Genomic DNA, 25,039 nt, shown 5'->3' with positions numbered 1-25,039 from the left:
AGATTTACAATCATCATAGCTTGTGTTTCCTTATTTGTCATCAATTCCTAGCATTTTTGTTTGCACCATGAACAACGTCAACAAAATATAATGATGTAGTTACTACTGAAAGAAGCGCTTTTTTACAGATTGTTCATCTAGTGTGAAAGGCCTTCAATTTTTTTTATAAATTAGCCAACATGACTCGGCTATTGAAAAAGGAAAATTGAATTTTCAATTTTTTTGTAGTTGAATGTTACTTTCAGATAATATAAAGTAAAATTAGAAATAAACAGCTAACATCAATTGAATAAAACTTATAGCATTATATTACTTTTAGATAATATATAGATAGTCTTCTGTTTTAAGGAAGTGGTGATATACCTAGTAATTTAAATCTAATGAAAAGGAGTAACTCTGTATGCAACGAAAAACAAAGCAAGCCCTAGCACTTATAGCAATTGTTGCCTTGTTTATGCAAACGCTATTTGGTAGTTTACCAGCCATGGCAACAGGAAATCTGTCCCCCTTGCATATCACAATGACAACAAACGGACAACCATATAATGAAGGGGACACTGCCACAAGCCCTGTAGAAGTACAGGTAACAACGACCTCTGGCGATAGCGCAGGAATTGAAATTTCACAAGATGCGCGCACAACATGGCAGCCCTTTGACGATACACAGCCATTGGTTATCACAGAGGAAGGCAAGCATGAGCTATGGTTCCGCCTAGCAGATGTGGAGGAAAGGCGTATTATCAAAATTGGTTCGCAGCTAGTGCAACCATTGCGAATGACAAGTGCGATTATTTATGTGGATCAAAATAAAAATGGAAATGGCACAAGCTGGGCAAATGCTTTTGGAAATTTGCAGCAAGCACTTGATGAAGCATCTGATATGGCAAAACCTGTACAAATCTGGTTAGCAGCAGGCATATATAAACCGACAGAGAGAACGACTTCAAATGATCCACGTACTGCAACCTTCCGAATGCAAAACAATGTAGCGATTTATGGTGGCTTTAATGGAACAGAAAGCCATTTAGAAGCACGTGATTGGGTAAACAATAAAACGATTTTAAGTGGGGATATTGGGATAGTAGGGGATAACACTGATAATGTTTATCATGTGTTGTATCATCCGAATGGTTTAAATTTGAATACTACAGCTATTTTAGACGGTGTAACGATTACGGGAGGGAATGCAAATGGTAGCTTTTCACATAGATCTGGAGGGGGTATGCTCAATGAGAACGGTAGCAGCCCTCAGCTAACAAATGTGATATTTGATAACAATACCGCAAATTCATATGGAGGCGGCATGTTCAATAATGGGAGTAGTAGCCCTCAGCTAACAGATGTAACATTTGATAGCAATAATGCAAATTCATATGGAGGCGGCATGTGCAATTGGAGTAGTAGCCCCACGCTAACAGATGTGACATTTGATAGCAATAATGCAAATGTGTATGGAGGCGGCATGTACAATTGGAGTAGTAGCCCCACGCTAACAGATGTGACATTTGCTAGCATTAATGCAAATGTGTCTGTAGGCGGCATGTCCAATTGGAGTCGTAGCCCCACGCTAACAGATGTGACATTTGCTAGCATTAATGCAAATGTGTCTGTAGGCGGCATGTCCAATTGGAGTCGTAGCCCCACGCTAACAGATGTGACATTTGATAGCAATAAGGCAAATGTGTATGGAGGCGGCATGTAGAATAATGGGAGTAGTAGCCCCACGCTATCCAATGTGATATTTGATAGAAATAATGCAAATGTGTATGGAGGCGGCATGTACAATAGTAGTAGTAGCCCTCAGCTAACAGATGTAACATTTGATAGCAATAATGCAAATGTGTATGGAGGCGGCATGTACAATAGTAGTAGTAGCCCTGAGCTAACAGATTGTACATTGGATAGCAATAATGCAAATGTGGATGGAGGCGGCATGTACAATAGTAGTAGTAGCCCTGAGCTAACAGATTGTACATTGGATAGCAATAATGCAAATGTGGATGGAGGCGGCATGTACAATAGTAGTAGTAGCCCTGAGCTAACAGATGTAACATGTGATAGCTATAATGCAAATGTGTATGGAGGCGGCATGTACAATAGGAGTAGTAGCCCTCAGCTAACAGATGTAACATTTGATAGCAATAATGCAAATGTGTATGGAGGCGGTATGTACAATTGGAGTAGTAGCCCCACGCTAACAGATGTGACATTTGATAGCAATACCTCAAGTTATGGAGGCGGCATGTACAATAATGGGAGTAGTAGCCCCACGCTAACAGATGTGACATTTGATAGCAATAATGCAAATGTGGATGGAGGCGGCATGTACGATAATGGGAGTAGTAGCCCCACGCTAACAGATGTGACATTTGATAGCAATAATGCAAATGTGGATGGAGGCGGCATGTACGATAATGGGAGTAGTAGCCCCACGCTAACAGATGTGACATTTGATAGCAATAATGCAAATGTGGATGGAGGCGGCATGTACAATAATGGGAGTAGTAGCCCCACGCTAATAAATGTGACATTTGATAGCAATACCTCAAGTTATGGAGGTGGCATGTACAATGATGGTAGTAGCCCCACGCTAACCAATGTGATATTTAATAGTAATACTGCAAATTCGAATGGAGGCGGTATGCTCAATAGTAGCAGTAGCCCCACGCTAACCAATGTGATATTTGATAGAAATAATGCAAATATGTATGGAGGCGGCATGCTCAATAGTAGCAGTAGCCCCACGCTAACAAACGTCACAATGAGTGGCAATAAAGGCACATATGTTATTTATGGCGGTGATGCAAACAGTAAAATTCAAAATAGTATTATCGTAGGCAATAATGGAGAACCAGCACTTCATTCAAACGTCGGAGGTACGATTGGAAATAGCTTATTGGATGTAGAGGAAAATGGGGAAGTTGTAGCCAAATTTTCTGGGGAGATACAAGGAGAAACGTATACACCTGAAGCAATTTTTATGGACCCAAACCAGCAAGATTATCAACTACGAATAAAATCCCCAGCTATTGATAGAGGGCAGAATATTTTGAATAGGACGCAAACTGACCTTGCGGGAAATCCACGTATCCAAGGAAGCGCCATTGATTTAGGGGCATATGAAGCCAATTTCTATGAAGTAATATATAAAGAAAATGGTGCAACGGTAGGCGATGTACCGATTGGTAAAATGACCTATCAGCAAGGAGAGACAGTAACTGTCCAAGCGAATAGCGGCAGTTTGGAAAGAACAGGCTATACATTTACAGGTTGGAATATGCAAGCAGATGGGGAAGGAACGTCATACACAGCAAATGATACGTTTCAGGTGACAGCGAATATCACCCTATATGCCCAATGGACAGCGAATCCAACGTACACGGTGACCTATAATCCAAATGGTGCAACAGGTGGTGATATACCAGAGGACACGCAAAGATATGAAGAAAATACGAGTGTGACAGTGCAAGGTAATAGCGGCAATTTAATCAAAACGGGCTATACATTTGCAGGTTGGAATACACAGGCAGATGGTCAAGGAGATAGTTATGCAGAGAATGGAACTTTCACAATGGGTACAAGCAACCAAATATTGTATGCCAAGTGGATACCGAACACCTATAAAGTAACCTTTGAATCCAATGGTGGTAGCTATGTAGCCGAACAACCAGTTCTGTATAACGAGAAAGCAATTGAACCTCCTATGCCAAGCAAACAGGGCTATACATTTGCTGGCTGGTATACGGATAGAGATGAGAAATGGGATTTTGCCGTAGATGTCGTCACAAAGGATATCACCCTCTATGCCCAATGGAAAGTCATTTCCAATCCGCCACCTGTCTCAAATGACAACGGTAACAACAACGGCAATGACCATTCACTGCCTGCAAAGGTGAAAATCACCTTGCATACAAACGGCGGCACAGCGCTAGCGCCCATTGACATGGCCTATAATACAAAAATTAGTGACTTACCTGTCCCAACACGAGAAGGCTATCGCTTTGATGGCTGGTATCAGGATGAGGCACTGACAAAGCCATGGGTAGCAGATACGGTACTGCGTGAAAATATTTCGCTTTATGCTAAATGGGCAGCATTACCTGTGGAAGAACCTCAGCCACAGCCTGAACCAGAAGCACCAAGTCCATCCGTAACATTTAGCGATATCGAACGCCATTGGGCAAAAGACATGATTGAGGAACTAACGGCACAGGGGATTATACAAGGCTTTGAGGACGGTACTTTCCGACCGAATGAAGCGATTAGCCGCATGCATGTCGCAGCATTAATTGGACGTGCCTTTACCTTTGAGCCAAAAAGGGAAGCAGAGAAATTCTCCGACGTGTCCCCAACTCACCCTTACTACGAAGCAATTATGACCTTACAACAGGCGGGTATTGTTGATGGAACAAATGGTGCATTCCTGCCAGCAGAAAAGATGACACGCGCACAATTGGCAAAGGTACTCGTTGGTTTAATGAACCGAACGCCTGAAGGCATAAGTTCCTTTGCAGATGTAGACCAGAAGCATTGGAGTGCAGGCTATATTGCTGTGCTAGAGCAAGAAGGCATTGCACTTGGGGATAACGGTAAATTTAATCCAAACGCCCCTGTCACAAGAGCGCAGTTTGTGACATTTTTATACCGTGTAATGCAAACAATAGATTCGTAAGATGATGTCGCCCCTTTCAGTATTAACTATACAATTAATACTGAAAGGGGCATTTTTTAAGGCTTGTACATATAGACAGACATGCCCTTCAATATTGAGAGAGGTAAAATCTAATTTTCTCCTTTTTTATAGTTGAATATTACTTTTAGATAATATAGATTAAAATTAGCAATCAATAGCTATTATCAACCGAGTGGGAGTCTTACAGTCTGACCATTTGGGATAAACTTTATAGCCTTATATTACTTATTAATAATATATAGGTAGTCTTCTATTTTTAAAGTGAGGTGAAAAGTGGTGATGTGCCTATCGGTTTAAATCATTGTCTATCTAACATTCAAATCTAATAGAAAAGGAGTGACTCTATATGCAACAAAAAACAAAGAAAACGCTAGTGTTTGTAGCCATCGTTGCTTTATTTATGCAAACACTATTTGGTAGTTTACCAGCCATGGCAATGGAAAATACATCTACCTTGCATATCACAATGACAACAAACGGACAGGCATATAAGGAAGGAGACACTGCCACAAGCGCTGTAGAAGTACAGGTAACAACGACCTCTGGAGATAGCGCAGGGATTGAAATTTCACAAGATGCGCACAACATGGCAGCCCTTTGACCATACCCAGCCATTGGTTATTACCGAGGAAGGCGAGCATGAGCTCTGGTTCCGCCTAGCAGATGTGGAGGAAAGACGTATCATCAAAATGGATTCGCGACTAGTGCAACCGTTGCAATTGATGAAAACAACGGCAGCGAATAGTGTGATTATTTATGTCGATGCAAAAAGCAATGGAGGCAATGGCGAAAGTTGGACAACTGCCTATAATAATTTACAACAAGCACTTGATGATGCAAAAGCAAAGTTACAGGTGGTCCCAACAACAAAGCTAGAAATCTGGTTAGCAGCAGGCATATATAAACCGACAAAGAGAACGACTTCAAATGATCCACGTACTGCGACTTTCCAAATGCAAAACAATGTAGCGATTTATGGTGGCTTTAATGGAACGGAAACCGATTTAACAGAGCGTGATTGGGAAAATAATGAAACGATTTTAAGCGGTGATATTGATAACATACCAACCGATAATTCAGGAAATAGTTACCATGTATTCTATCATCCGGATGGCTTGCAGTTAAACTCTACAGCCATTTTAGACGGTGTAACGATTACAGGGGGGAATGCAAGTGGTGCCAATCAATTTTATTCTAATTCTGGAGGCGGCATGTCCAATGAATACAGCAGCCCCACGCTAACGCATGTGACATTCAGGAGCAACGAAGCATCTTATGGAGGCGGCATGTCCAATAAATATAGCAACCTCACGCTAACAAATGTCATTTTTGAGCACAATACAGCAACACATGTTGGAGGCGGCATGTACAATTATAATAATAGCAGCCCCACGCTAATAAATGTCACAATGAGTGGCAATAAAACAGAAATAACGGATAAAGGAGCCATCTATGGTGGCAGTCCAAAAATATACAATAGTCTCATTGCTGGCAATAATGGCGAGCCAGCGCTTCATTCAAGTGTTAGTGCGACGATTGAAAACAGCTTACTGGATGTAGCGGAAAGTGGAAATATTTTAGCTAAGTTCCATCAGTCAACAACAGATATACAACCAGACACGTATACACCAGAAGCTATTTTTATTGACCCAAATCATGTTAACCCAAGTCAGCGAAATTACCAATTACGGGCAGGGTCACCAGCGATTAATAAAGGAAACAATACACTGAATGCGACAGCCACTGACCTTGCAGGAAATCTCCGTATTCAAGGGGGCATAATTGATTTAGGAGCATATGAGGCATTTCCTTATCATATAACCTATGAGAGAAATGATGCAACGTCAGGTGATGCGCCGATAAATAAGTTGACCTATCAGCAAGGAGACACTGTAACTGTACAAAATAATAGTGGCATTTTAGAAAGAACAGGTCACACATTTGTAGGCTGGAACACACAAGCAAATGGCACAGGCGATGACTATGCTGAAAATACCTCTTTTACAATGGGGGCACAAAATCAGACATTCTATGCCAAGTGGATACCGAATAACTATAAAGTGATCTTTGAATCCAATGGTGGTAGCGATGTAGCCGAACAACAAGTTCTGTATAATGAGAAGGCAATTGCTCCTCCTGTGCCAAGCAAACAGGGCCATACATTTGCTGGCTGGTATACGGATGGAAATGAGGAATGGGATTTTGCCATGGATGTCGTCACGAAGGATATCACCCTGTACGCCCAATGGACAGAGAATCCAACGTATACGATGACCTATGATTCAAATGGTGCAACAGGTGGTGATGTACCAAAGGATACGCAAAGATATGAGGAAAATACAAGTGTGACAGTGCAAGGCAATAGTGGCAATCTGACAAGAACAGGCTATACATTTGCAGGTTGGAATACACAGGCAGATGGTCAAGGGGATAGCTATGCGGAGAACGACACTTTCATAATGGGCACAAGCAATCAAATATTGTATGCCCAATGGACAGAGAATCCAACGTATACGGTGACCTATAATCCAAATGGTGCAACAGATGGTGATATACCAGAGGACACGCAAAGATATGAAGAAAATACAAGTGTGACAGTGCAAGGTAATAGCGGCAATTTGGAAAGAACAGGCTATACATTTGTGGGTTGGAACACACAGGTAGACGGTCAAGGAGATAGCTATGTTGAGAATGACGCTTTCATAATGGGTACAAGCAATCAAATATTGTATGCCAAGTGGATACCGAATCCCTATAAAGTAATCTTTGAATCAAATGGAGGTAGCGATGTTGCTGAACAACAAGTTCTGTATAATGAGAAGGCAATTGAACCTCCTATGCCAAGCAAACAGGGCTATACATTTGCAGGCTGGTATACGGATGGGAATGACAAATGGGATTTTGCCATAGATGTCGTCATGGAGGATATCACCCTGTATGCCCAATGGACAGCGAATCCAACGTATACGGTGACCTATGATTCAAATGGTGCAACAGATGGCATGGTACCACATGACAATCAGGTATATGAGGAAAAAGCTCAGGTGACAGTGCAAGGCAATAGCGGCAACCTGACAAGAACAGGCTATACATTTGTCGGTTGGAACACGCAAGCAGATGGCAAAGGGAAATCATATACTGAAAAAGCAACTTTCCAAATGGGCACAACACATATTATCCTGTATGCTCAATGGACAGCTAACCCAAATCCACCACCAATAAATGGAGGTAGTAATGTCTCAAACGACAATAACGATTCACCACCCGCAAAGGTAAAAATCACCTTGCATACAAATGGTGGCACAGCGATTGCACCAATTGATATTACCTATAATACAAAAATTGGTGACTTACCTATCCCAACAAGGGAAGGCTATCGCTTTGCTGGCTGGTATCAAGATGAGGAATTGACAAAGCCATGGGCAGCGAATACGGTGCTACGTGAAAATATTTCACTCTATGCCAAATGGATGGCACTACCTGTAGAAGAACCACAACCTGAACCACCAATCCCAACTGTGACATTTAGGGATATCGAAAGGCATTGGGCAAAAGAGATGATTAAAGAATTGACAGAAGCAGGCATTATTCAAGGCTTTGAGGACGGTACTTTCCGACCGAATGAAGTGATTAGCCGTATGCATGTTGCCGCCTTACTCACAAGAGCATTTTCTTTTGAACAAGTAAGAGAAGGTAATGATTTCAAGGATGTTTCTCCAACGCATCCTTATTATGAAGCCATCATGACCCTACAGCAGGCGGGTATTGTGGATGGAACAAATGGTGCGTTCTTGCCAAGCGAAAAGATGACACGCGCACAAGTGGCAAAGGTACTCGTTGGTTTAATGGGTCAAACACCCGAAGGCACAGGCTCCTTTACAGATGTAGCGAGCACCCATTGGAGTGCAGGCTATATTGCGGTGCTAGAGCAAGAAGGCATTGCGCTTGGGGATAATGATAAATTTAATCCAAATGTCCCTGTGACAAGAGCGTAGTTTGTGACGTTTTTATATCGGATTTTGCAAAATCAGTAAATGAGAAAAGCTTGGAGGGAATTTCCTTCCAAGCTTTTTCGTCTGCTATTATTCGCATCCCGACATACAAAATTGTATAATAGATGTAAGAAAATTGGTGAGAAATGAGGTGATAAGGTACGTGAAATTGAGGAATCCGCATGATAAGTTTTTCAAGGAGTCATTTGGTAATGTCGAAGTCGCCAAGGATTTTTTGTTGAATTATTGTCCACCAGAAGTATTGCAAGTATTGGACTTAGCGACACTAGCGCCGCAGAAGGATAGCTTTTTAACCCCTGAGTTGGAAGAAAGCTTCTCCGATTTAGTATTTAACGGCTTTCCGAAAGAAGTCTCCCATCCTGAAGGAATGTGAAGGTTCGAATAGCACCAATAGTAGGTGGGAGGTATATTTGGTCAAGAAGCTTCTGCCTACTTCCAACAGGCGGTGTCCCAATAGATACCATCAAAAAATAGATTGAAAATCAAGGTCAAAAGTGAGGTGAATTGATATGACCAAACAAAACAAAGCTTTCAAATTTCGTTTGTTGCCAAACAAAGAACAATCCGTCTTATTAGCTAAGACATTTGGTTGTGTTCGCTTTGTCTACAATAAGATGTTAGCTGAACGCAAAGAAACGTATGAAAAGTTTAAGAATGATAAAGAAGCACTTAAAAAGCAAAAGTTTCCGACTCCTGCAAAGTATAAAGGTGAATTTCCATTCCTAAAAGAAGTGGATTCACTCGCTTTAGCGAATGCACAAATGAACTTACAGACGGCTTATAAGAACTTTTTTGAAGGACATGCTGAATTTCCAAAGTTCAAAAACCGTAAAACAAAACAATCCTATACAACTAACTTTGTCAATGGAAACATCGAATGGAAAGATGGTCATATCAAGTTACCAAAACTGAAACTTGTGAAAATCAAACAGCATAGAGAAATTCCTAAGAATTACAAACTAAAATCATGTACAATCTCAAGAACAAACTCAGGAAAATATTATGTTTCTGTCCTAACAGAATACAAAAAAGACATACAGCCTAAAAAAATAGAAAATGTCGTTGGGCTGGATTTTGCTATGGCTGAATTTTACGTGAGTAGTGAGAATGAGAAAGCCAATTATCCTCGCTATTATCGTGTCATGTCAGAAAAATTAGCTAAAGCACAACGTATTCTATCGAAACGCAAGAAAGGTTCTGCACGTTGGCACAAGCAACGGCTAGTCGTGGCTAAGTTACATGAAAAAGTAGCAAACCAACGCATGAATTTNACAAAACAAAGCTTTCAAATTTCGTTTGTTGCCAAACAAAGAACAATCCGTCTTATTAGCTAAGACATTTGGTTGTGTTCGCTTTGTCTACAATAAGATGTTAGCTGAACGCAAAGAAACGTATGAAAAGTTTAAGAATGATAAAGAAGCACTTAAAAAGCAAAAGTTTCCGACTCCTGCAAAGTATAAAGGTGAATTTCCATTCCTAAAAGAAGTGGATTCACTCGCTTTAGCGAATGCACAAATGAACTTACAGACGGCTTATAAGAACTTTTTTGAAGGACATGCTGAATTTCCAAAGTTCAAAAACCGTAAAACAAAACAATCCTATACAACTAACTTTGTCAATGGAAACATCGAATGGAAAGATGGTCATATCAAGTTACCAAAACTGAAACTTGTGAAAATCAAACAGCATAGAGAAATTCCTAAGAATTACAAACTAAAATCATGTACAATCTCAAGAACAAACTCAGGAAAATATTATGTTTCTGTCCTAACAGAATACAAAAAAGACATACAGCCTAAAAAAATAGAAAATGTCGTTGGGCTGGATTTTGCTATGGCTGAATTTTACGTGAGTAGTGAGAATGAGAAAGCCAATTATCCTCGCTATTATCGTGTCATGTCAGAAAAATTAGCTAAAGCACAACGTATTCTATCGAAACGCAAGAAAGGTTCTGCACGTTGGCACAAGCAACGGCTAGTCGTGGCTAAGTTACATGAAAAAGTAGCAAACCAACGCATGAATTTCCTTCACCATAAGTCAAAAGAGTTAGCTTCTAATTTTGATGCTGTTGTGATGGAGGACTTGAACATGAAAGGAATGTCTCAAGCCCTTCGCTTTGGAAAAAGCGTTCACGACAACGGTTGGGGGATGTTCACTACTTTCCTCGCGTATAAGCTAAAGGAACAAGGGAAACAACTTGTGAAAATTGATAAGTGGTTCCCTTCCACTAAAAAGTGTTCTTGTTGTGGTGCAGAAAAACCAATGAAACTATCTGAACGCACCTACCGCTGTTCCTGCGGCTATGTGGCAGATCGTGACTATAATTCAGCAATCAATATCAAAAATGAAGGTATACGCCTATTAGCGTGATCATAAGCACCAAAACTCTTGGAACAAGAGGGGTAGCTCGGTCAGTTTTCGTTGGCTAGTAAAAGCAACGATAAGTCGAGAAGCCCCCACTTCAAGCGACTCGCAAGGGTGGTAAGTGGTGGGAGTAGTTCACAGTGGATATTTGTAAGCGAGAAGGCTATTTATATTTATTATTCGAGCATAAAAGTTATCGTGATACAGGCACAGCTTTACAATTGCTTCGCTATATGTTGGCTATTTGGGAGGCAAAACAGGTGAAAGAGCATGCCATGAAGCTGCCTGTTATCCTACCCTTGCTCATCTGTCATGACAATCGAGAATGGCGAGTGCCAACAAGCTTAGGGGAATTACTAGAGGGCTATCAGGACTTACCCGTAGCACTCCAAAAATATATTCCGAATTTCGAGTATTTACTCTATGATGTGTCGCAATATAAGGATGAGGACATTCGTGGCTCTGTTCGCAACCGCATCTTGCTCACCCTGCTGCGTGATGCCCGCCAAAAACAAGGCAGTGCCTTACTTGCATCCATTCTACATGCCTTTTATTATTTAGGGGAACTAGAAGATAAACAATCGGCTGTTGGCTATATTGAAACGATGTTGCGTTATATTGCGGAGATAGGAGATCAGCTAAAAAAAGAGGATATGGAGAAAATCATTGAACGCCTTGAAAATTATGAATTAAAAGGAAGTGATATCACCATGACATTAGCAGAAATCTGGAAAAATGAAGGTTGGGAAGAAGGACTGCAACAAGGATTGCAAGAAGGACTGCAACAAGGTGTACAGCAGGGAGAAATAAAAGCCCTCTCTCGCACAGTCCTGATATTGTTAACCCAAAAATTCGGTGAGCTGCCAGAGGAACTAGAGCAGGCAATTAACCAAGCAAATACAAAGGCATTGAATTCAATTACTGCAAATATTTTCGCGATTAATAGTTTGGCAGAAGTGAAGGCGTATTTGCAGTAATAGTCACCAGGACTTGAGAGGATGCTTCTCTCAAGTCCTTTGCTTATCTATGGATGTAGATAAACAAAGCATAATAAGATCTTCCAAATGAGAAACAATGTAGCGATTTAAGATGGGTTTGATGGGACAGAAACCAATAAGAGCGATAATGCCTACCATACATTTTATCATCCAGCCGACTTGGATTTAGATGAAACAGTCATTTTAGATGGCTAACCATTGATAGATGATGTAATCCTTTTTAGTATTAACTATATAGCTAATATTGAAAGGGTCTTTTTTACAGATAGCTTAGATGAGGAAAGCTATGTAGAACTTTATTATTTCAATCAATGAAACGTACTTTTAACCAAAAATTGTTTCCCATAATAAATAAATATTCAAAACAACGACGATAACAACGACAAACCAACCTAAAATTGTTGTAATACGATGGTTGACTAAGCTACCCATGATGTCCCGTTTGCTTGTAAACAGAACAAGAGGGACAAGAGCGAATGCAATGCCGAAGGATAGAATAACCTGACTAAGAACGAGAGCATAGGTTGCATTGACACCAGAGGCAATGATGACTAGCGGAGGTAACATGGTAATGGCTCGACGCAAATAAAGTGGAATTCTTTTTTGAATAAAGCCCTGCATAACGACATCACCTGCTAAAGTCCCAACAGAGGAACTGGCTAGCCCTGCAATAAGTAAGCCAAGACCAAAGGAAATAGCCGCCATTGGGCCAAGTGCATCCTTTAAGCCATTATAGGCGATATCTAAATCCTCCACGACAATGCCTTGTGTATGGAATACGGCTGCCGCAATAATTAGCATGCTCATATTAATTGCACCAGCAATCAGCATTGCGATAAGAATATCAATAAACTCAAAACGGAAGATACGTCGTTTTTCAACCTCATTACGACCTACAATACGATTTTGTGTTAATGAAGAATGTAAATAAATCGCATGTGGCATTACTGTTGCGCCTAAAATGCCTGTTGCTAATAATAAAGAATCTACTCCCTCAAACTGCGGTGTCAACATACCAATGGTTACATCGCCCCAATTTGGCTGTGCTAAAAAGGTTTGGAAGGCAAACGCTAGCACAACGATTAACACCATACCAGAAATACCCGCCTCAAATGCCCGAAAGCCCCTTCGTTGTAATTCCAATATCGCAAATGATCCAACGGCTGTAATAATGGCCGCAGGAAGCATAGGAATATTAAATAATAAATAAAGCCCTAATGCTGCCCCAATAAACTCAGCAAGATCAGTGGCGATAATGACTAATTCAGCCTGTATCCATAAGAAAATAGATGTTTTTTTAGAAAAATGTTCACGTGCTACTTCAGGTAGATTTTTGCCTGTCGCAATGCCAAGCTTTGCTGATAAAGATTGAATGAGCACAGCCATTAAATTAGAAAAGACAATAACCCAAAGCAATAAATAGCCATATTGAGAGCCTGCTGTAATATTTGTTGCAAAATTACCAGGATCAATATAAGCAACAGCTGCTATAAAAGCAGGACCAAGAAACGGCAAAAAGCGTCGCCAGCCTTGTATATCTCCATCTAAAACCGCCTCAGCAGCCGATTTTGTTACTTGTTTGTATGCCATAATGTTCCCTCGTTTCAAAAAAAATCGTAAATGAAATAAAGTTTCCTATAGGAAAATAATATAGTAGTATTCTAACGCTAGGATTTAAAAATGTGAAGTAACTTGCTTAGTAGTATGTATCCTGTAAATAAAATGGCAGGAAAATTCAAAAATATATCGAACTAATGATTAAGATGAAAGGGGGCTAAAAAGATGGAGATGGTCTGGGTAAAATCAAAAGTAACAATGCCACGCATCATACCAAATGCTATCGAGAGAAAGAAATTATTGACCATTCTTACTAATAATCGAATGAAGAAATTAACCATTATACAGGCACCGGCAGGCTATGGTAAGACAACGTTGCTTAGTCAATGGCTGGGACATATAAAGGAAGCTGTGGCATGGTTTACAATTGATCGAAATGATGATGAGCCCATCCGTTTTATCAAATATTTAATACATACTTTATCTTTCAGCCTCAAACAAGAACTATATCATTTACTGGATGAAAGAGCGCCCCTAGAAACAGTTATAGATACATTGTTAAATGAGTTAGAGCTGTATAAGGAAAATATGCATATTGTTTTAGATAATTTTCAAGCAATTCAGCATCCTCACATTCATCATCTTCTGATTCGCTTCATCGAGTATTTACCAGCTAATATATGTATCTATCTAACAACTCGAACTCACCTAGAGCTACCACTAGCAAATTGGCGTATAAAGGGATGGATGTTAGAGGTGGGAAGCCGTCAATTACGCTTTGATTTAGAGGAGCTACAGACTTTTTACTATGGTTTTTCTCATGATGAGCAGCAGGTTAATGCATTGAAGCCCTTGTTAGAGGAAACAGAGGGGTGGATAGCAGGTATTCAGCTTATGAGATTGTCAATTGATACTGATGCGTATATTCATGAATTTTTTATGCAGGAAATTGTGACAATGTTGCCAGCAGCACTACAGGATTTTTTAATTCGTACCTCAATATTAAACCATTTAGAGCCAAGTATTTGCACTGTTATAACAAATGAAGCAACCAGCCTAGCGACCCTTATGAAATTAGAGAGCAATGGTGTATTTATTGAACAAATTGCAAGCCATCCACCTGTTTATCTTTACCATACGCTATTTCGAAAGGCGCTACAGCAGGAGCTTAAAAGGCGTTATTCCTCTGAGACCGTTACCGCTATTTATTGTGAAACGGCTACCCACCTCTGCCAAGGAGGAGATTATGTAGCTGCAATTGAACTTGCCTTAAATGGAGAGCTATATGAACTCGCGCATGAGTGGATTCAGTGCTATTTGGTGGAAATCTTTGCTGAGGGGCATACACTATTATTTGGGCAATGGGTACAAGCATTAAGACATGCACAGTTTTCTGTAGATATTAATTTGCTTGTTTTATATATTACTACGTTGTTTTCGATGCATGAAATAGACAAGGCGAATGAAATTATTGAGGAGCTGCTTTTTAAGCAAGATGCCTTGCAATGGATGGATGGCTTTAAATTTATCGCTGTATCCAAAATCTTTGAAATTATTAATGCATACGTTGCTTATATGAAGGATGGCAATCTCGAAAAAGCCAAAGTAGGCTTACAAACACGTGTCAATGTAAGAAAGGAAAAGTCATCTTTATATCGTATTTCCTTAAAGTATAATCAATTTGAGCCTAGAATTTTGCGTACAATGGCAGGTATGAAAGGGAAATTTTTGCCAGTAGAAAAAATAGATGCCCTTATTCAGGTATTATGTGATAGTGAAATAAAGGAACGAAATATAACAGGCGTTACCTATGGGCTATTGGCAGAGATACTATATGAAATAAATGATAGAGAGAGGGCAAGTAAGGAACTAGAAACTGCCTTACAATACGGTTTGTATTTTCAAGACCCAGGATTGTTTATACCGATGTATCTATTAAAGGCTCGTCTTTATATGACGAACAAACAATTTGAAGAGGCATATATATTGTTGCATGAAGCTATGAAGGAAACAGATAAGTCCTATTGGATTGGTGTATTGTATATAATGAAGGCCCAGGCCTATTTACAGGAAGGAAATATTTCATATGCGCAGCGAGAGTTTTTTAGAGTGACTGATTTTATTAATTACAAAATTGCACGAAGAAATCCATTTTATTTATTTGTTCAAAGCAAAATATATTATGCTAAAAATCAACTAGAGGAAGCGCTGCAAATTGCTATTCGTATGAAAGAGGGAGCGACTCGGGAAAAGCAAGTGAGTACATTGATTGAAGCGAGTTTGGTAGAGGCTGCATGTCATTTTGAACTAGGAAAAGAGGAATCTGCTATATCCATTTTACATGATGCCCTTGAACAAGGAGCTTTGTATGGCTATTGCCGAACGTTTTTAGAAGAAAAGGCCGTATTTCCGTTGCTTCATAAATATTGGCGTATACGTCAGCATCATCAAAAGGATGTCTTTCAATCAGTACCTTTAGCATACGTTTATAAACTATTGCAGAAAAATAATTACACAGATAAATGGCACGATAGCCTTACACCGCGGGAGCGAGATGTTTTACAATTGCTTGCGGAGGGTGCTTCTAATAATGAGATTGCACAGCACCTACAGCTTACGGAGGGAACCATTCGTGTTTATTTAACAGAGATATACGCTAAAATAGGTGTAAAATCTCGTATGAAGGCAATTGTGTGGGCGAAAGAATGGCTGGGCTATTAAACCTGTAAAGTAGAAGGGGGTGACAAGATGCCTACTATTTTAGTAGCCTCAAAAACAACTATACCTAAAATAAGTAAGCAAGTCATTCATCGACAACGTTTAACGGCTATTTTTCAACAAGCTCATGCAAAGCTTATAGTAGTGCAGGCGCCAGCAGGATATGGAAAAACGACCTTAGTAAGTAGCTGGTTTTATCAGCTTGATTCAGCCGTTGCTTGGTATACAGTGGATCAAACGGATAATGATCCGATGCGTTATTGGAAATTACTTATGCATGCGATTAGTCATGCTTTACCTACAGAATCAGTAGCTCGTATTACAGCCATTCTTCATGCTCAGCCACAGCTACCATTAGCCTATTTAGTAGATACTTTCTTGCATGAATTAGCGCAATCTACCAAGGAAATTCATATAATGATTGATGATTATCATCATATTCACAATGAGGCCATTCATCAAATGATGACTCGCCTGATTGATTTCTTACCAGAGCATTGCTTTATTTATATAGCAAGTAGATCAACGGTTTCTCTTCCTATTATAAAGTGGCGATTAAACCATTGTTTAGTAGAAATCAGTGTAGAGCAACTTCTTTTTACGTATAAGGAGATAAAGGAATTTTATAATAGGCTTAATAAACAAATAGATACAGAGGAGTTACAAAAGGTTTTTGATAGAACAGAGGGCTGGGCTATCGGTTTGCAATTAACGAACTTAGCTAGATTTAGCAAGGCTGATGATGAACCGTTAAAAGGAAGTAATTCATATGTGGCTCAGTATTTAGTGAAAGAGATTTTTACCAAGCTTGATCCATCTCTTCAAACGTTCCTTCTTTATACTTCGTTGCTGGAGCAACTAACTCCTGCTACTTGTAATCTTCTAACGGCTCGTCACGATGCTCAACAGGTTTTAGTGGAGCTTGAGAAACAGGGATTATTTATTAGTAGAATTGAAGCACAGCAGCAGGTTTATAAATACCATAATTTATTTAGACAAACATTACGACAAGAGCTGAAGAAGCAATTTTCTCATCAAGATATTTTGGCACTATATGAAAAAGCTGCTGTTTCCTTATACAATAACGGTCATTTTTTATCTGCCATAGAGCTTGCATTAAGTGGTGAGATTTTCACCTATGCAGAACAATGGATTTATGAGCATATTGTTACATTTCTTTCTTGTGGACATGCAACAACTTATATAAATTGGATAGATACTTTATGGACCAATGGCTGTGAGGTCCATCCAGAGCTAATAGTGATGTACGCCTATACACTTGCTGTATTGCACAATTTAGATGAGGCCTATCAAATAATAATGGAGCTGGAACAAAAGAATGAAGCCAATCAATGGATGGAAAAAGCTGAATATGCATCTGCTGTAGATGATTTTTTAGGGGTGAAAGCCTATATTGTTGTTATGAGAAATGGCAACCTTGCACAAGGGGCAGAATACATTCGGCAAAGGCTGGAGAGAAAGCCTGTTGGTTCAAAATGGGATGCCATTTTTATACAATATAATCAAAAGGAGCATATGCTGTTTCGAACAAATATAGGCTCTAAAGGGAAGCTACTTTCAGATGAACAAGCAATGTCCTTTTTTGCAAAGTTTCGAACAGGTGAGTTTAGGGATTTAAGCATGACAGGTTATAGCTATGGCATGCGTGCGGAAAAATTATATGAGTGGCATCGCTTTGATGAGCTATCAATAGAATTAGAGGAGGCTTTACGTGCTGGCCATCAATTCCAAGATGCAGGGTTATTAGTGCCGATGTATATGTTAAAAAGTAAAATTGCTGTTTTAGATAGTCAGTATATCGTAGCGCAAGCTGTATTAGACCATGCAATGGAAATTGTCGGTGAACGTTATTGGATAGATATGATCAGGGTGATGAAGGCACTTGTATTTTTACGTGAAAATCAAATTGTTCAAGCAGAGCAGGAGTTAGCCAAGATTAAAGAAAATGTAGCAATGGATTCGCCATTCTATTCACTTGTTAAAGCACGGATCTTGCTGATGAAGGAGCAGCTTTTAGAAGCACAGCAACTTATTGTAGAAGTAAGATCACAGGCAGAGCAACAAGGACAGCTCTCTACTCATATTGAAGCTATGATTTTATTCGCCATTTGTGTAGCAAAGCAGGAGAAAACAGATGAAGCCTTATGGACATTACATCAAGCCTTAATATTAGCTGAACCCTATCAATATACTAGAACCTTTATGGATGAGCCTCAAACATATGCTTTATTAAACAATATTCGACAGCAGTCCTCTGGTAAGGAGTGGAGGGAAGTTTCCATAAGCTATGTTGAACATTTGCTAGAGTGTGCTCAAAAGCATAAGCAAATCCCAGCATTCGCCACCCTTTCCGCTCGTGAGCAGGAAATATTTTCGTTATTATCAGAAGGGGCTTCTAATAAGGAAATAGCCGAGCAGCTATTTTTATCGGAAGGTACAATACGCGTCTACCTTTCAGGGATTTACAGTAAGTTAGGTGTTAAAAACCGAGCACAGGCAATATTATTAAAACTAATGGAATAAGATCATCCGCTATCGTTTCTAGGTAGCGGATTTTTTGTATGAAAACAATTAACATTCCTCAATGGTGGCATTAACTTTATTTTTTTAATATGAGAGGGAAAGACTACTTGATTTTTTAGATGAAGGAGAGGGGATGCATGAAAAAGACTACAACGATTATACTTATATTGTTCTTTTTGCAATGGAAACAAATTTCGGTTTCTTATGCAAATGAGCATGAAGTAAATGAAGGTGAAGATAGCAGTATAAGCAATGATATAATGCCCTTTAGTAAACCTGAGTTTTATACAACACCAAACGATACAGGCATCACCATTGCAGCCTATTTGTGGGATGGTGGGCATGTTGATATTCCTGCTATTATTAACGGGCAGCCTGTTACGATCATAGGGGAATCCTCATTTTTTAATAAGGATGTGACAAGCGTAACTATTCCTGACAGTGTGACTAAAATAGGGGATAGAGCATTTTTGATGAATCAGTTAACGACTGTGACTATTCCTAATAGCGTTACACATATAGGAAATTTAGCATTTTTTAATAACCAATTAACGACGGTGGATATTCCTGATAGCGTGAAAATAATGGGGGCAGAGTCATTTTCAAATAACCAGCTAACATCGGTGACAATTTCTGACGGTATAACAAAAATAGAGAACGGTGTATTTACGAGGAATAAATTAGAAAGTGTCACCATTCCAAGTAGCGTGACAAGTATAGGGAACTACGCATTTTATCAAAATCTATTAACAACGATTATTCTTCCAGATGGCTTAACCAATATAGGAGATTTTGCATTTTATGAGAATCATCTAGTAAATGTCGATATCCCAGATGGTGTAACATATATTGGCGTCCAGTCATTTTATATGAAAAAACTCACAGAATTAACTATTCCTAATGGAGTGACAAACATCGCAGCTAGAGCGTTTCAAAATAATAGACTGACCAAGCTTCATATCCCAAATACAGTGACACATATAGGGGATTGGACATTCGCCGATAATCAATTACAGTGGGTTCGCTTTCAAAGTCCATTAGTATTACAACCTAATACATTTGTAGACCAAGGTAACACATTTGATGGTTGGTATAAGGATTTAGCATGGACAACGCCGTGGGATGGCAGTATCTCTCAACCGACGAGTATTTATGCAAAGGGAAATGCGCTAACATTTACAGTGACATTTAACGCAAATAATGGTTCAGCCATTGATAAACAAAAAATACTGGCTGGAGAAAAAGCACTAGCACCAGCAGACCCTACAAAAAGAGGCTCTCTATTTGTGGGCTGGTATAAAGATGAAGAGCTGACTGTGCCATGGAACTTTGCTACAGATGCGGTAATAGGGGATTTAACTTTATATGGAAAATGGATGAAAAAACCACATACGGTCGCATTTCATAACGATACAGACATAACAACTGTTGAAGTATTAGATGGAGAGCTGCTCACCAAGCCGCTAGACCCAACCAAAACAGGCTATACATTTTTAGGCTGGTATAAGGATGAGGAATTTAGTTCGCAATGGGATTTTGCGACAGATAAGGTAACAGAGGATATCACACTATACGGACAATGGACAAAAAATAACTATACTGTGCAATTTCAAACAAACTTTGAATTAATCACTAGTAATGTGCAATACGGAGATAAGGTGGAGAAACCAATAGCTTGGATGAAAACAGGCTATACATTTACAGGCTGGTATAAGGATGAAGAGCTGACATTACTATGGAACTTCGATATGGATAAAGTGACAGAGGATATGACATTATATGGAGAATGGATAGCAGATGAATATAGCATTACCTTTTATACAGATGGAGGTACAGCCATTTCTCCTGTGACAGCGATGTATAATAAGCTAATAGACGAACCACCATTCCCGATAAAAGCAGATTATAGATTTTTAGGCTGGTATAAGGATGAGGAGCTGATGAAACCATGGAGCTTTGATACAGATAAAGTGACAGAGAATACAACATTGTATGCAAAATGGGAAAAGGAAGCAGCACACTACTATACACTGGACTTTGTATCAAACGGCGGAAGTACTATCGCACCCCAAATGCTTACTGCTAGCACAACTGCGACACAACCAGCAAATCCAATAAGAGAAGGTTATATATTTGCAGGCTGGTATAAGGATGCTCAATTCACAATACCCTGGAATTTTAAGACAGATGTAGTAACAGCCAATCTTACTTTATATGCCAAATGGCTAGCAAATGCTTCAACTGGTGGTGGAGAAAGTAGTAATCAATCTCCGACACCAATACCAGCAGAGCCAGTACCAATGCCTAAAGAGCCAGTACCAGTGCCTGAACAGCTAGAGCCTCTACCAATGGAACCTACTGAGCTACAACCAACACAGCCTGAGCTTACTTTCCTAGATATTTCTCAGCAACATTGGGCATGGCAGATGATTCAGGAGATGGCGAAGCAGGGCATTATTACAGGTTATCCAGATGGTACATTCCAGCCAAATGTGCCAATTCAGCGCCAGCATGTTGCGTTGATGCTAACAAGGGCATTAGAGCTAGAGCCAAAAAAAGAGGCATTAGCATTTAATGATATTCCAGAAAGTCATATGTACTTTGAGGTAATCAATCAGGTACAACAGGCAGGACTATTTGACGGTATAGATGGAAGTTTTCAGCCAAATGCTCATATGACACGCGCTCAAATGGCAAAAGTATTGGTAGTGGCTTTTAACTTGACTGCTACTGAGCAAAGAACATTTAGCGATGTATCTGCAACACATTGGGCATATAATTATATTGCTATTCTTGCAGCAAATGGCATTGCAATAGGCGACCAAGGCAAATTTAGACAGAATGATGCCGTGACACGCGCAGAGTTCACCACATTTTTATATAGAGCTCTCTTACAATAAGAAGAATCCCCCTCACTGGTAGTTTTACACTAATGGCGGGGGTTTTTTACGTTTAACTAAAAACAATTAACATTCCTCAATAGTAGGGGTAAATGATTATCTTTAAGATGAAGGAGAATTATTTCAATCTTACTAGAAAGGAGAGTTTATATGAAAACCACAAGTGTTAGGTACGGAATATTGCTCACACTATTTTTCTTCATAACGATAATAAAAATGCCAATTACTTTGGCTAATGAAGCGGATTATGATGTTGAAGATAATCCTGATGGATCAGTAACCATAAAGACATATACAGGTGCTGGCGGAGCCGTTGTGCTTCCCAATCAATTGCAAGGGAAAATAGTAACAGGGATAGATCCTTGGGCGTTTAATAATAAAAATCTAACAAGCCTAATAATACCAGAAACAGTAACGACAATTGGCGCTTATGCTTTTTATCAAAATCAGCTAACAAGTGTGACGCTACCAAGTCATCTAACGAGTATTAATGATGGCGTATTTTCCTTAAACCGACTAACAAATGTGATATTGCCAAATAATCTAAGTACTATCGGTAATTATGCGTTTTCTGGCAATGAATTAGCAAGCATAGATATACCTAATAGTGTTACCCGTATCGGAGATCATGCATTTTCAAATAATGAGATTGTCAATGTGAAAATATTGGATGGTGTGGAAATTATAGGGGCAAGTGCATTTGCAGGGAATGATATTGAAAGCTTAGAGGTACCAGAGAGTGTGAAAAGCATTGGGAATGGAGCCTTTTCCCATAATTATTTAAAGGAAATCACTATACATTCTAAGGATGTTGCAATAAGTGATGATGCTTTTATAGGGCATAGTCCTGATGTTGTTATATATGCTCCAGATTCCTCTTCAGCAAAAGAGTATGCAGATAGATTAAATATAAACTTCCAAGTATTTGACCCTCCAGCTCAGGTCAATGAAGCGGATTATGTGTGGACAAATAATAGGGGAACCGTAACGATTAGGGATTATATTGGTACAGATACGGCAATAACCATTCCAAGTCAGCTAGGTGGCGGGGTAGTAACAGCAATAGGTAGTGGAGCATTTGGCGAAAAGGGTCTTACACAGGTGGTTATACCAGACAGTGTAACGAATATTGGAGATGTGGCATTTGCAGAAAATCAATTAACATATGTGAAGCTATCCAATAATCTTACGAAAATAGGTGAAGGTGTATTTTTTGATAATCAACTTACTAGTATAGAAATACCAGATCAGGTGACGCAAATTGGCATATATGCATTTTTAGATAATAAGCTTGCTACTGTAAAGCTACCAAATCAACTTAAAACAATTGGAGATTTCGCATTTATGGCGAACCAATTAACAAGCATTGAGCTACCGACAACCTTGCAGACGATAGGAGAATGGGCATTTTCAGAAAATCAACTTACCTCTTTAGAGATCCCTTCACGTGTTACCAGTATAGGAGAATACGCATTTGCCACAAATCAACTTTCGAATGTGATAATTCCATTAAGTATAACAAACATAGCAGAAAGTGTATTTCTCAATAATCAGCTTACAACTATAGAGATACCTAGTAGTGTAACGAATATTGGTAGATGGGCATTTGGGGAGAATCAAATTAGTAGTTTAGAAATTCCTAAAAATGTAATAACTGTTGAGGATAATGCCTTTACTGACAATAGCCTCAAGCACGTAAGAATATTATCGGATGCAACGATTCTTTTAGAAGATATTTTTAATATGAATCCAAGTGATTTAACTATTTATGGTCATGATGCATCGACTGCACAAGCGTATGCAAATCAATATCATCACCTATTCGAATTGCTTACTTATCAGGTCATCTATCATGGCAATAGCTCTGTACAAGGGAATACGCCAGTAGATACGAATAGGTATCCAAGAAATGCTCAAGCAACGATCCTAGATAATATAGGGGCTTTAGAGAAAACAGGCTTTGCATTTGAGGGTTGGAACAGCACTACTGCTGGGGATGGTATAGATTATGCAGTAAATAGCCTGATTGATATTGAAGAATCAAACCTTACCTTGTATGCGAAATGGGTAGCAAATTCATATGACGTCACATTTCATACAAATGGAGGAACAGTAATTACTCCTGTTACCGTAATATATAAGGGGCAGGTAAGTGAACCAACAGCTCCGACAAAAGCAGGGCATACATTTGCGGGTTGGTATAAGGATGAGGCATTGAATATTCCTTGGGACTTTGCTACAGATGTGATAATAGAAGATACAATCTTGTATGCCAAGTGGAACGTAGTACAATATACATTAAATTTTAATACAACAGGTGGAAGCTCGGTTCCGTCACAACAGGTTATTTATAATACACCAGCAACTAAGCCTGCTGATCCAACAAAAGCAGGCTATACATTTGCAGGGTGGTATAAGGATGCTCAATTCACAACAACATGGAATTTTAGTACAGATGTAATGACAGCGGATCATACTTTATTTGCCAAATGGTTCGCAAATGGTTCGTCAGGTGGGGGAGGAAGCAGTAATTCGTCTCCAGCTCCAACACCAACAGAATCAGCACCAACGCCAGAGCCAACCATGCCTGAAAAGCCAGAACAGCCTAAACCGGAAGAGCCATCAGAGCCACAATCACCAGAGCCAGCACCACAGCCAGAAGCAGCTATAATTTTCTCAGATATCTTACAGCATCACTGGGCATGGCAGATGATTCAGGAGATGGCGAAGCAAGGCATCATTACAGGTTACCCAGATGGTACATTCCAGCCAAATGCACCGATTCAGCGCCAGCATGTTGCGTTGATGCTGACACGGGCATTAGAGCTAGAGCCGAAAAAAGAGGCATTAGCATTTAATGATATTCCAGAAAGTCATCTCTATTGGGGGGTAATTAATCAGGTACAGCAGGCTGGACTATTTGATGGCATAGATGGCAACTTCCACCCAAACGCTAATATGACACGCGCTCAAATGGCAAAAGTATTGGTAGTGGCTTTTAACTTTACTGCTACTGAGCAAGAAACATTTAAAGATGTACCCGCAACGCATTGGGCTTATGATTATATTGCCATTCTTGCAGCCAATGGTATCGCAATCGGTGATAATGGGAACTTTAGACCGAATGACCCTGTGACACGCGCAGAGTTCGCAGCATTATTATATAGAGCTTTGCACCACTAACTAAAAATCTCACCATTAGCGATCAACAAGGCTTTTGGTGAGATTTTTTTCTCATCGTTTTCTAATTAG

The 25,039-nt window shown here is 39.5% G+C and carries 12 protein-coding genes and 1 pseudogene; 12 read left to right on the top strand and 1 reads right to left on the bottom strand.

Annotated elements, in window-relative coordinates; translation table 11 throughout:
- The first annotated feature begins 400 nt into the window (after positions 1 to 400).
- From ADM90_RS02020 to ADM90_RS01985, 8 genes and pseudogenes are all read left to right on the top strand, one after another.
- Complete coding sequence (locus tag ADM90_RS02020; RefSeq protein ID WP_053993399.1) at positions 401 to 1,702, top strand: hypothetical protein; 1,302 nt, start codon at positions 401 to 403, stop codon at positions 1,700 to 1,702.
- Between the two features lie 75 nt (positions 1,703 to 1,777).
- Positions 1,778 to 4,672 (top strand): InlB B-repeat-containing protein, encoded by a 2,895-nt coding sequence (locus ADM90_RS23580; protein WP_083448426.1) that lies wholly within the window; start codon positions 1,778 to 1,780, stop codon positions 4,670 to 4,672.
- Positions 4,673 to 5,039: 367 nt separating this feature from the next.
- Positions 5,040 to 5,294: a hypothetical protein gene (locus ADM90_RS02010; RefSeq protein ID WP_053993398.1), complete on the top strand. Its 255-nt coding sequence runs from the start codon at positions 5,040 to 5,042 to the stop codon at positions 5,292 to 5,294.
- On the top strand, positions 5,254 to 8,688 hold the full coding sequence (locus ADM90_RS25430) for an InlB B-repeat-containing protein (RefSeq protein ID WP_327037005.1): 3,435 nt from the start codon (positions 5,254 to 5,256) through the stop codon (positions 8,686 to 8,688). The genes ADM90_RS02010 and ADM90_RS25430 overlap by 41 nt, the downstream gene beginning before the upstream one ends.
- A gap of 160 nt (positions 8,689 to 8,848) precedes the next feature.
- On the top strand, positions 8,849 to 9,079 hold the full coding sequence (locus tag ADM90_RS02000; protein ID WP_053993396.1) for an Rpn family recombination-promoting nuclease/putative transposase: 231 nt from the start codon (positions 8,849 to 8,851) through the stop codon (positions 9,077 to 9,079).
- 136 nt (positions 9,080 to 9,215) lie between these two features.
- Positions 9,216 to 9,976 (top strand): annotated as a pseudogene (locus tag ADM90_RS01995) (RNA-guided endonuclease TnpB family protein); the annotation flags it as partial.
- Between the two features lies 1 nt (position 9,977).
- Positions 9,978 to 11,076: RNA-guided endonuclease TnpB family protein (locus ADM90_RS01990; RefSeq protein ID WP_152927957.1), on the top strand; the 1,099-nt coding region annotated here is incomplete at its 5' end.
- Between the two features lie 134 nt (positions 11,077 to 11,210).
- A complete protein-coding gene (locus tag ADM90_RS01985; protein WP_053993394.1) occupies positions 11,211 to 12,047 on the top strand; it encodes an Rpn family recombination-promoting nuclease/putative transposase in 837 nt (278 codons plus the stop codon).
- A 345-nt stretch (positions 12,048 to 12,392) separates the two neighbouring features.
- On the opposite strand, the gene ADM90_RS01980 is transcribed toward ADM90_RS01985, so the two are convergent.
- Positions 12,393 to 13,658, bottom strand: coding sequence for an Nramp family divalent metal transporter (locus ADM90_RS01980; RefSeq protein WP_053993393.1), 1,266 nt, complete (start codon positions 13,656 to 13,658; stop codon positions 12,393 to 12,395).
- 192 nt (positions 13,659 to 13,850) lie between these two features.
- On the opposite strand from ADM90_RS01980, the gene ADM90_RS01975 reads away from it, so the two are divergent.
- The 4 genes from ADM90_RS01975 (at position 13,851) to ADM90_RS01960 (ending at position 24,970) form a co-directional block, all read left to right on the top strand.
- Positions 13,851 to 16,346, top strand: coding sequence for a LuxR C-terminal-related transcriptional regulator (locus tag ADM90_RS01975; protein ID WP_053993392.1), 2,496 nt, complete (start codon positions 13,851 to 13,853; stop codon positions 16,344 to 16,346).
- A gap of 27 nt (positions 16,347 to 16,373) precedes the next feature.
- On the top strand, positions 16,374 to 18,887 hold the full coding sequence (locus tag ADM90_RS01970; protein ID WP_053993391.1) for a LuxR C-terminal-related transcriptional regulator: 2,514 nt from the start codon (positions 16,374 to 16,376) through the stop codon (positions 18,885 to 18,887).
- 137 nt (positions 18,888 to 19,024) lie between these two features.
- Complete coding sequence (locus ADM90_RS01965) at positions 19,025 to 21,787, top strand: InlB B-repeat-containing protein (protein ID WP_053993390.1); 2,763 nt, start codon at positions 19,025 to 19,027, stop codon at positions 21,785 to 21,787.
- A gap of 150 nt (positions 21,788 to 21,937) precedes the next feature.
- On the top strand, positions 21,938 to 24,970 hold the full coding sequence (locus tag ADM90_RS01960) for a leucine-rich repeat protein (RefSeq protein WP_053993389.1): 3,033 nt from the start codon (positions 21,938 to 21,940) through the stop codon (positions 24,968 to 24,970).
- Positions 24,971 to 25,039 lie beyond the last annotated feature (69 nt).

The sequence above is a fragment of the Lysinibacillus macroides genome (assembly GCF_001281525.1).
GTDB lineage: Bacteria > Bacillota > Bacilli > Bacillales_A > Planococcaceae > Lysinibacillus > Lysinibacillus macroides.
The sequence above is the reverse complement of the archived record's forward strand: the minus strand, read 5'-3'. Positions and strand labels throughout refer to the sequence as shown.

What these genes read in the sequence shown, in the direction of transcription:
- ADM90_RS02020 (WP_053993399.1), top strand. Translation starts at nt 401, where the DNA reads ATGCAACGAAAAACAAAGCAAGCCCTAGCACTTATAGCAATTGTTGCC.
- ADM90_RS23580 (WP_083448426.1), top strand. Translation starts at nt 1,778, where the DNA reads ATGTACAATAGTAGTAGTAGCCCTCAGCTAACAGATGTAACATTTGAT.
- ADM90_RS02010 (WP_053993398.1), top strand. Translation starts at nt 5,040, where the DNA reads ATGCAACAAAAAACAAAGAAAACGCTAGTGTTTGTAGCCATCGTTGCT.
- ADM90_RS01980 (WP_053993393.1), bottom strand. Translation starts at nt 13,658, where the DNA reads ATGGCATACAAACAAGTAACAAAATCGGCTGCTGAGGCGGTTTTAGAT.
- ADM90_RS01975 (WP_053993392.1), top strand. Translation starts at nt 13,851, where the DNA reads ATGGAGATGGTCTGGGTAAAATCAAAAGTAACAATGCCACGCATCATA.
- ADM90_RS01970 (WP_053993391.1), top strand. Translation starts at nt 16,374, where the DNA reads ATGCCTACTATTTTAGTAGCCTCAAAAACAACTATACCTAAAATAAGT.
- ADM90_RS01965 (WP_053993390.1), top strand. Translation starts at nt 19,025, where the DNA reads ATGAAAAAGACTACAACGATTATACTTATATTGTTCTTTTTGCAATGG.
- ADM90_RS01960 (WP_053993389.1), top strand. Translation starts at nt 21,938, where the DNA reads ATGAAAACCACAAGTGTTAGGTACGGAATATTGCTCACACTATTTTTC.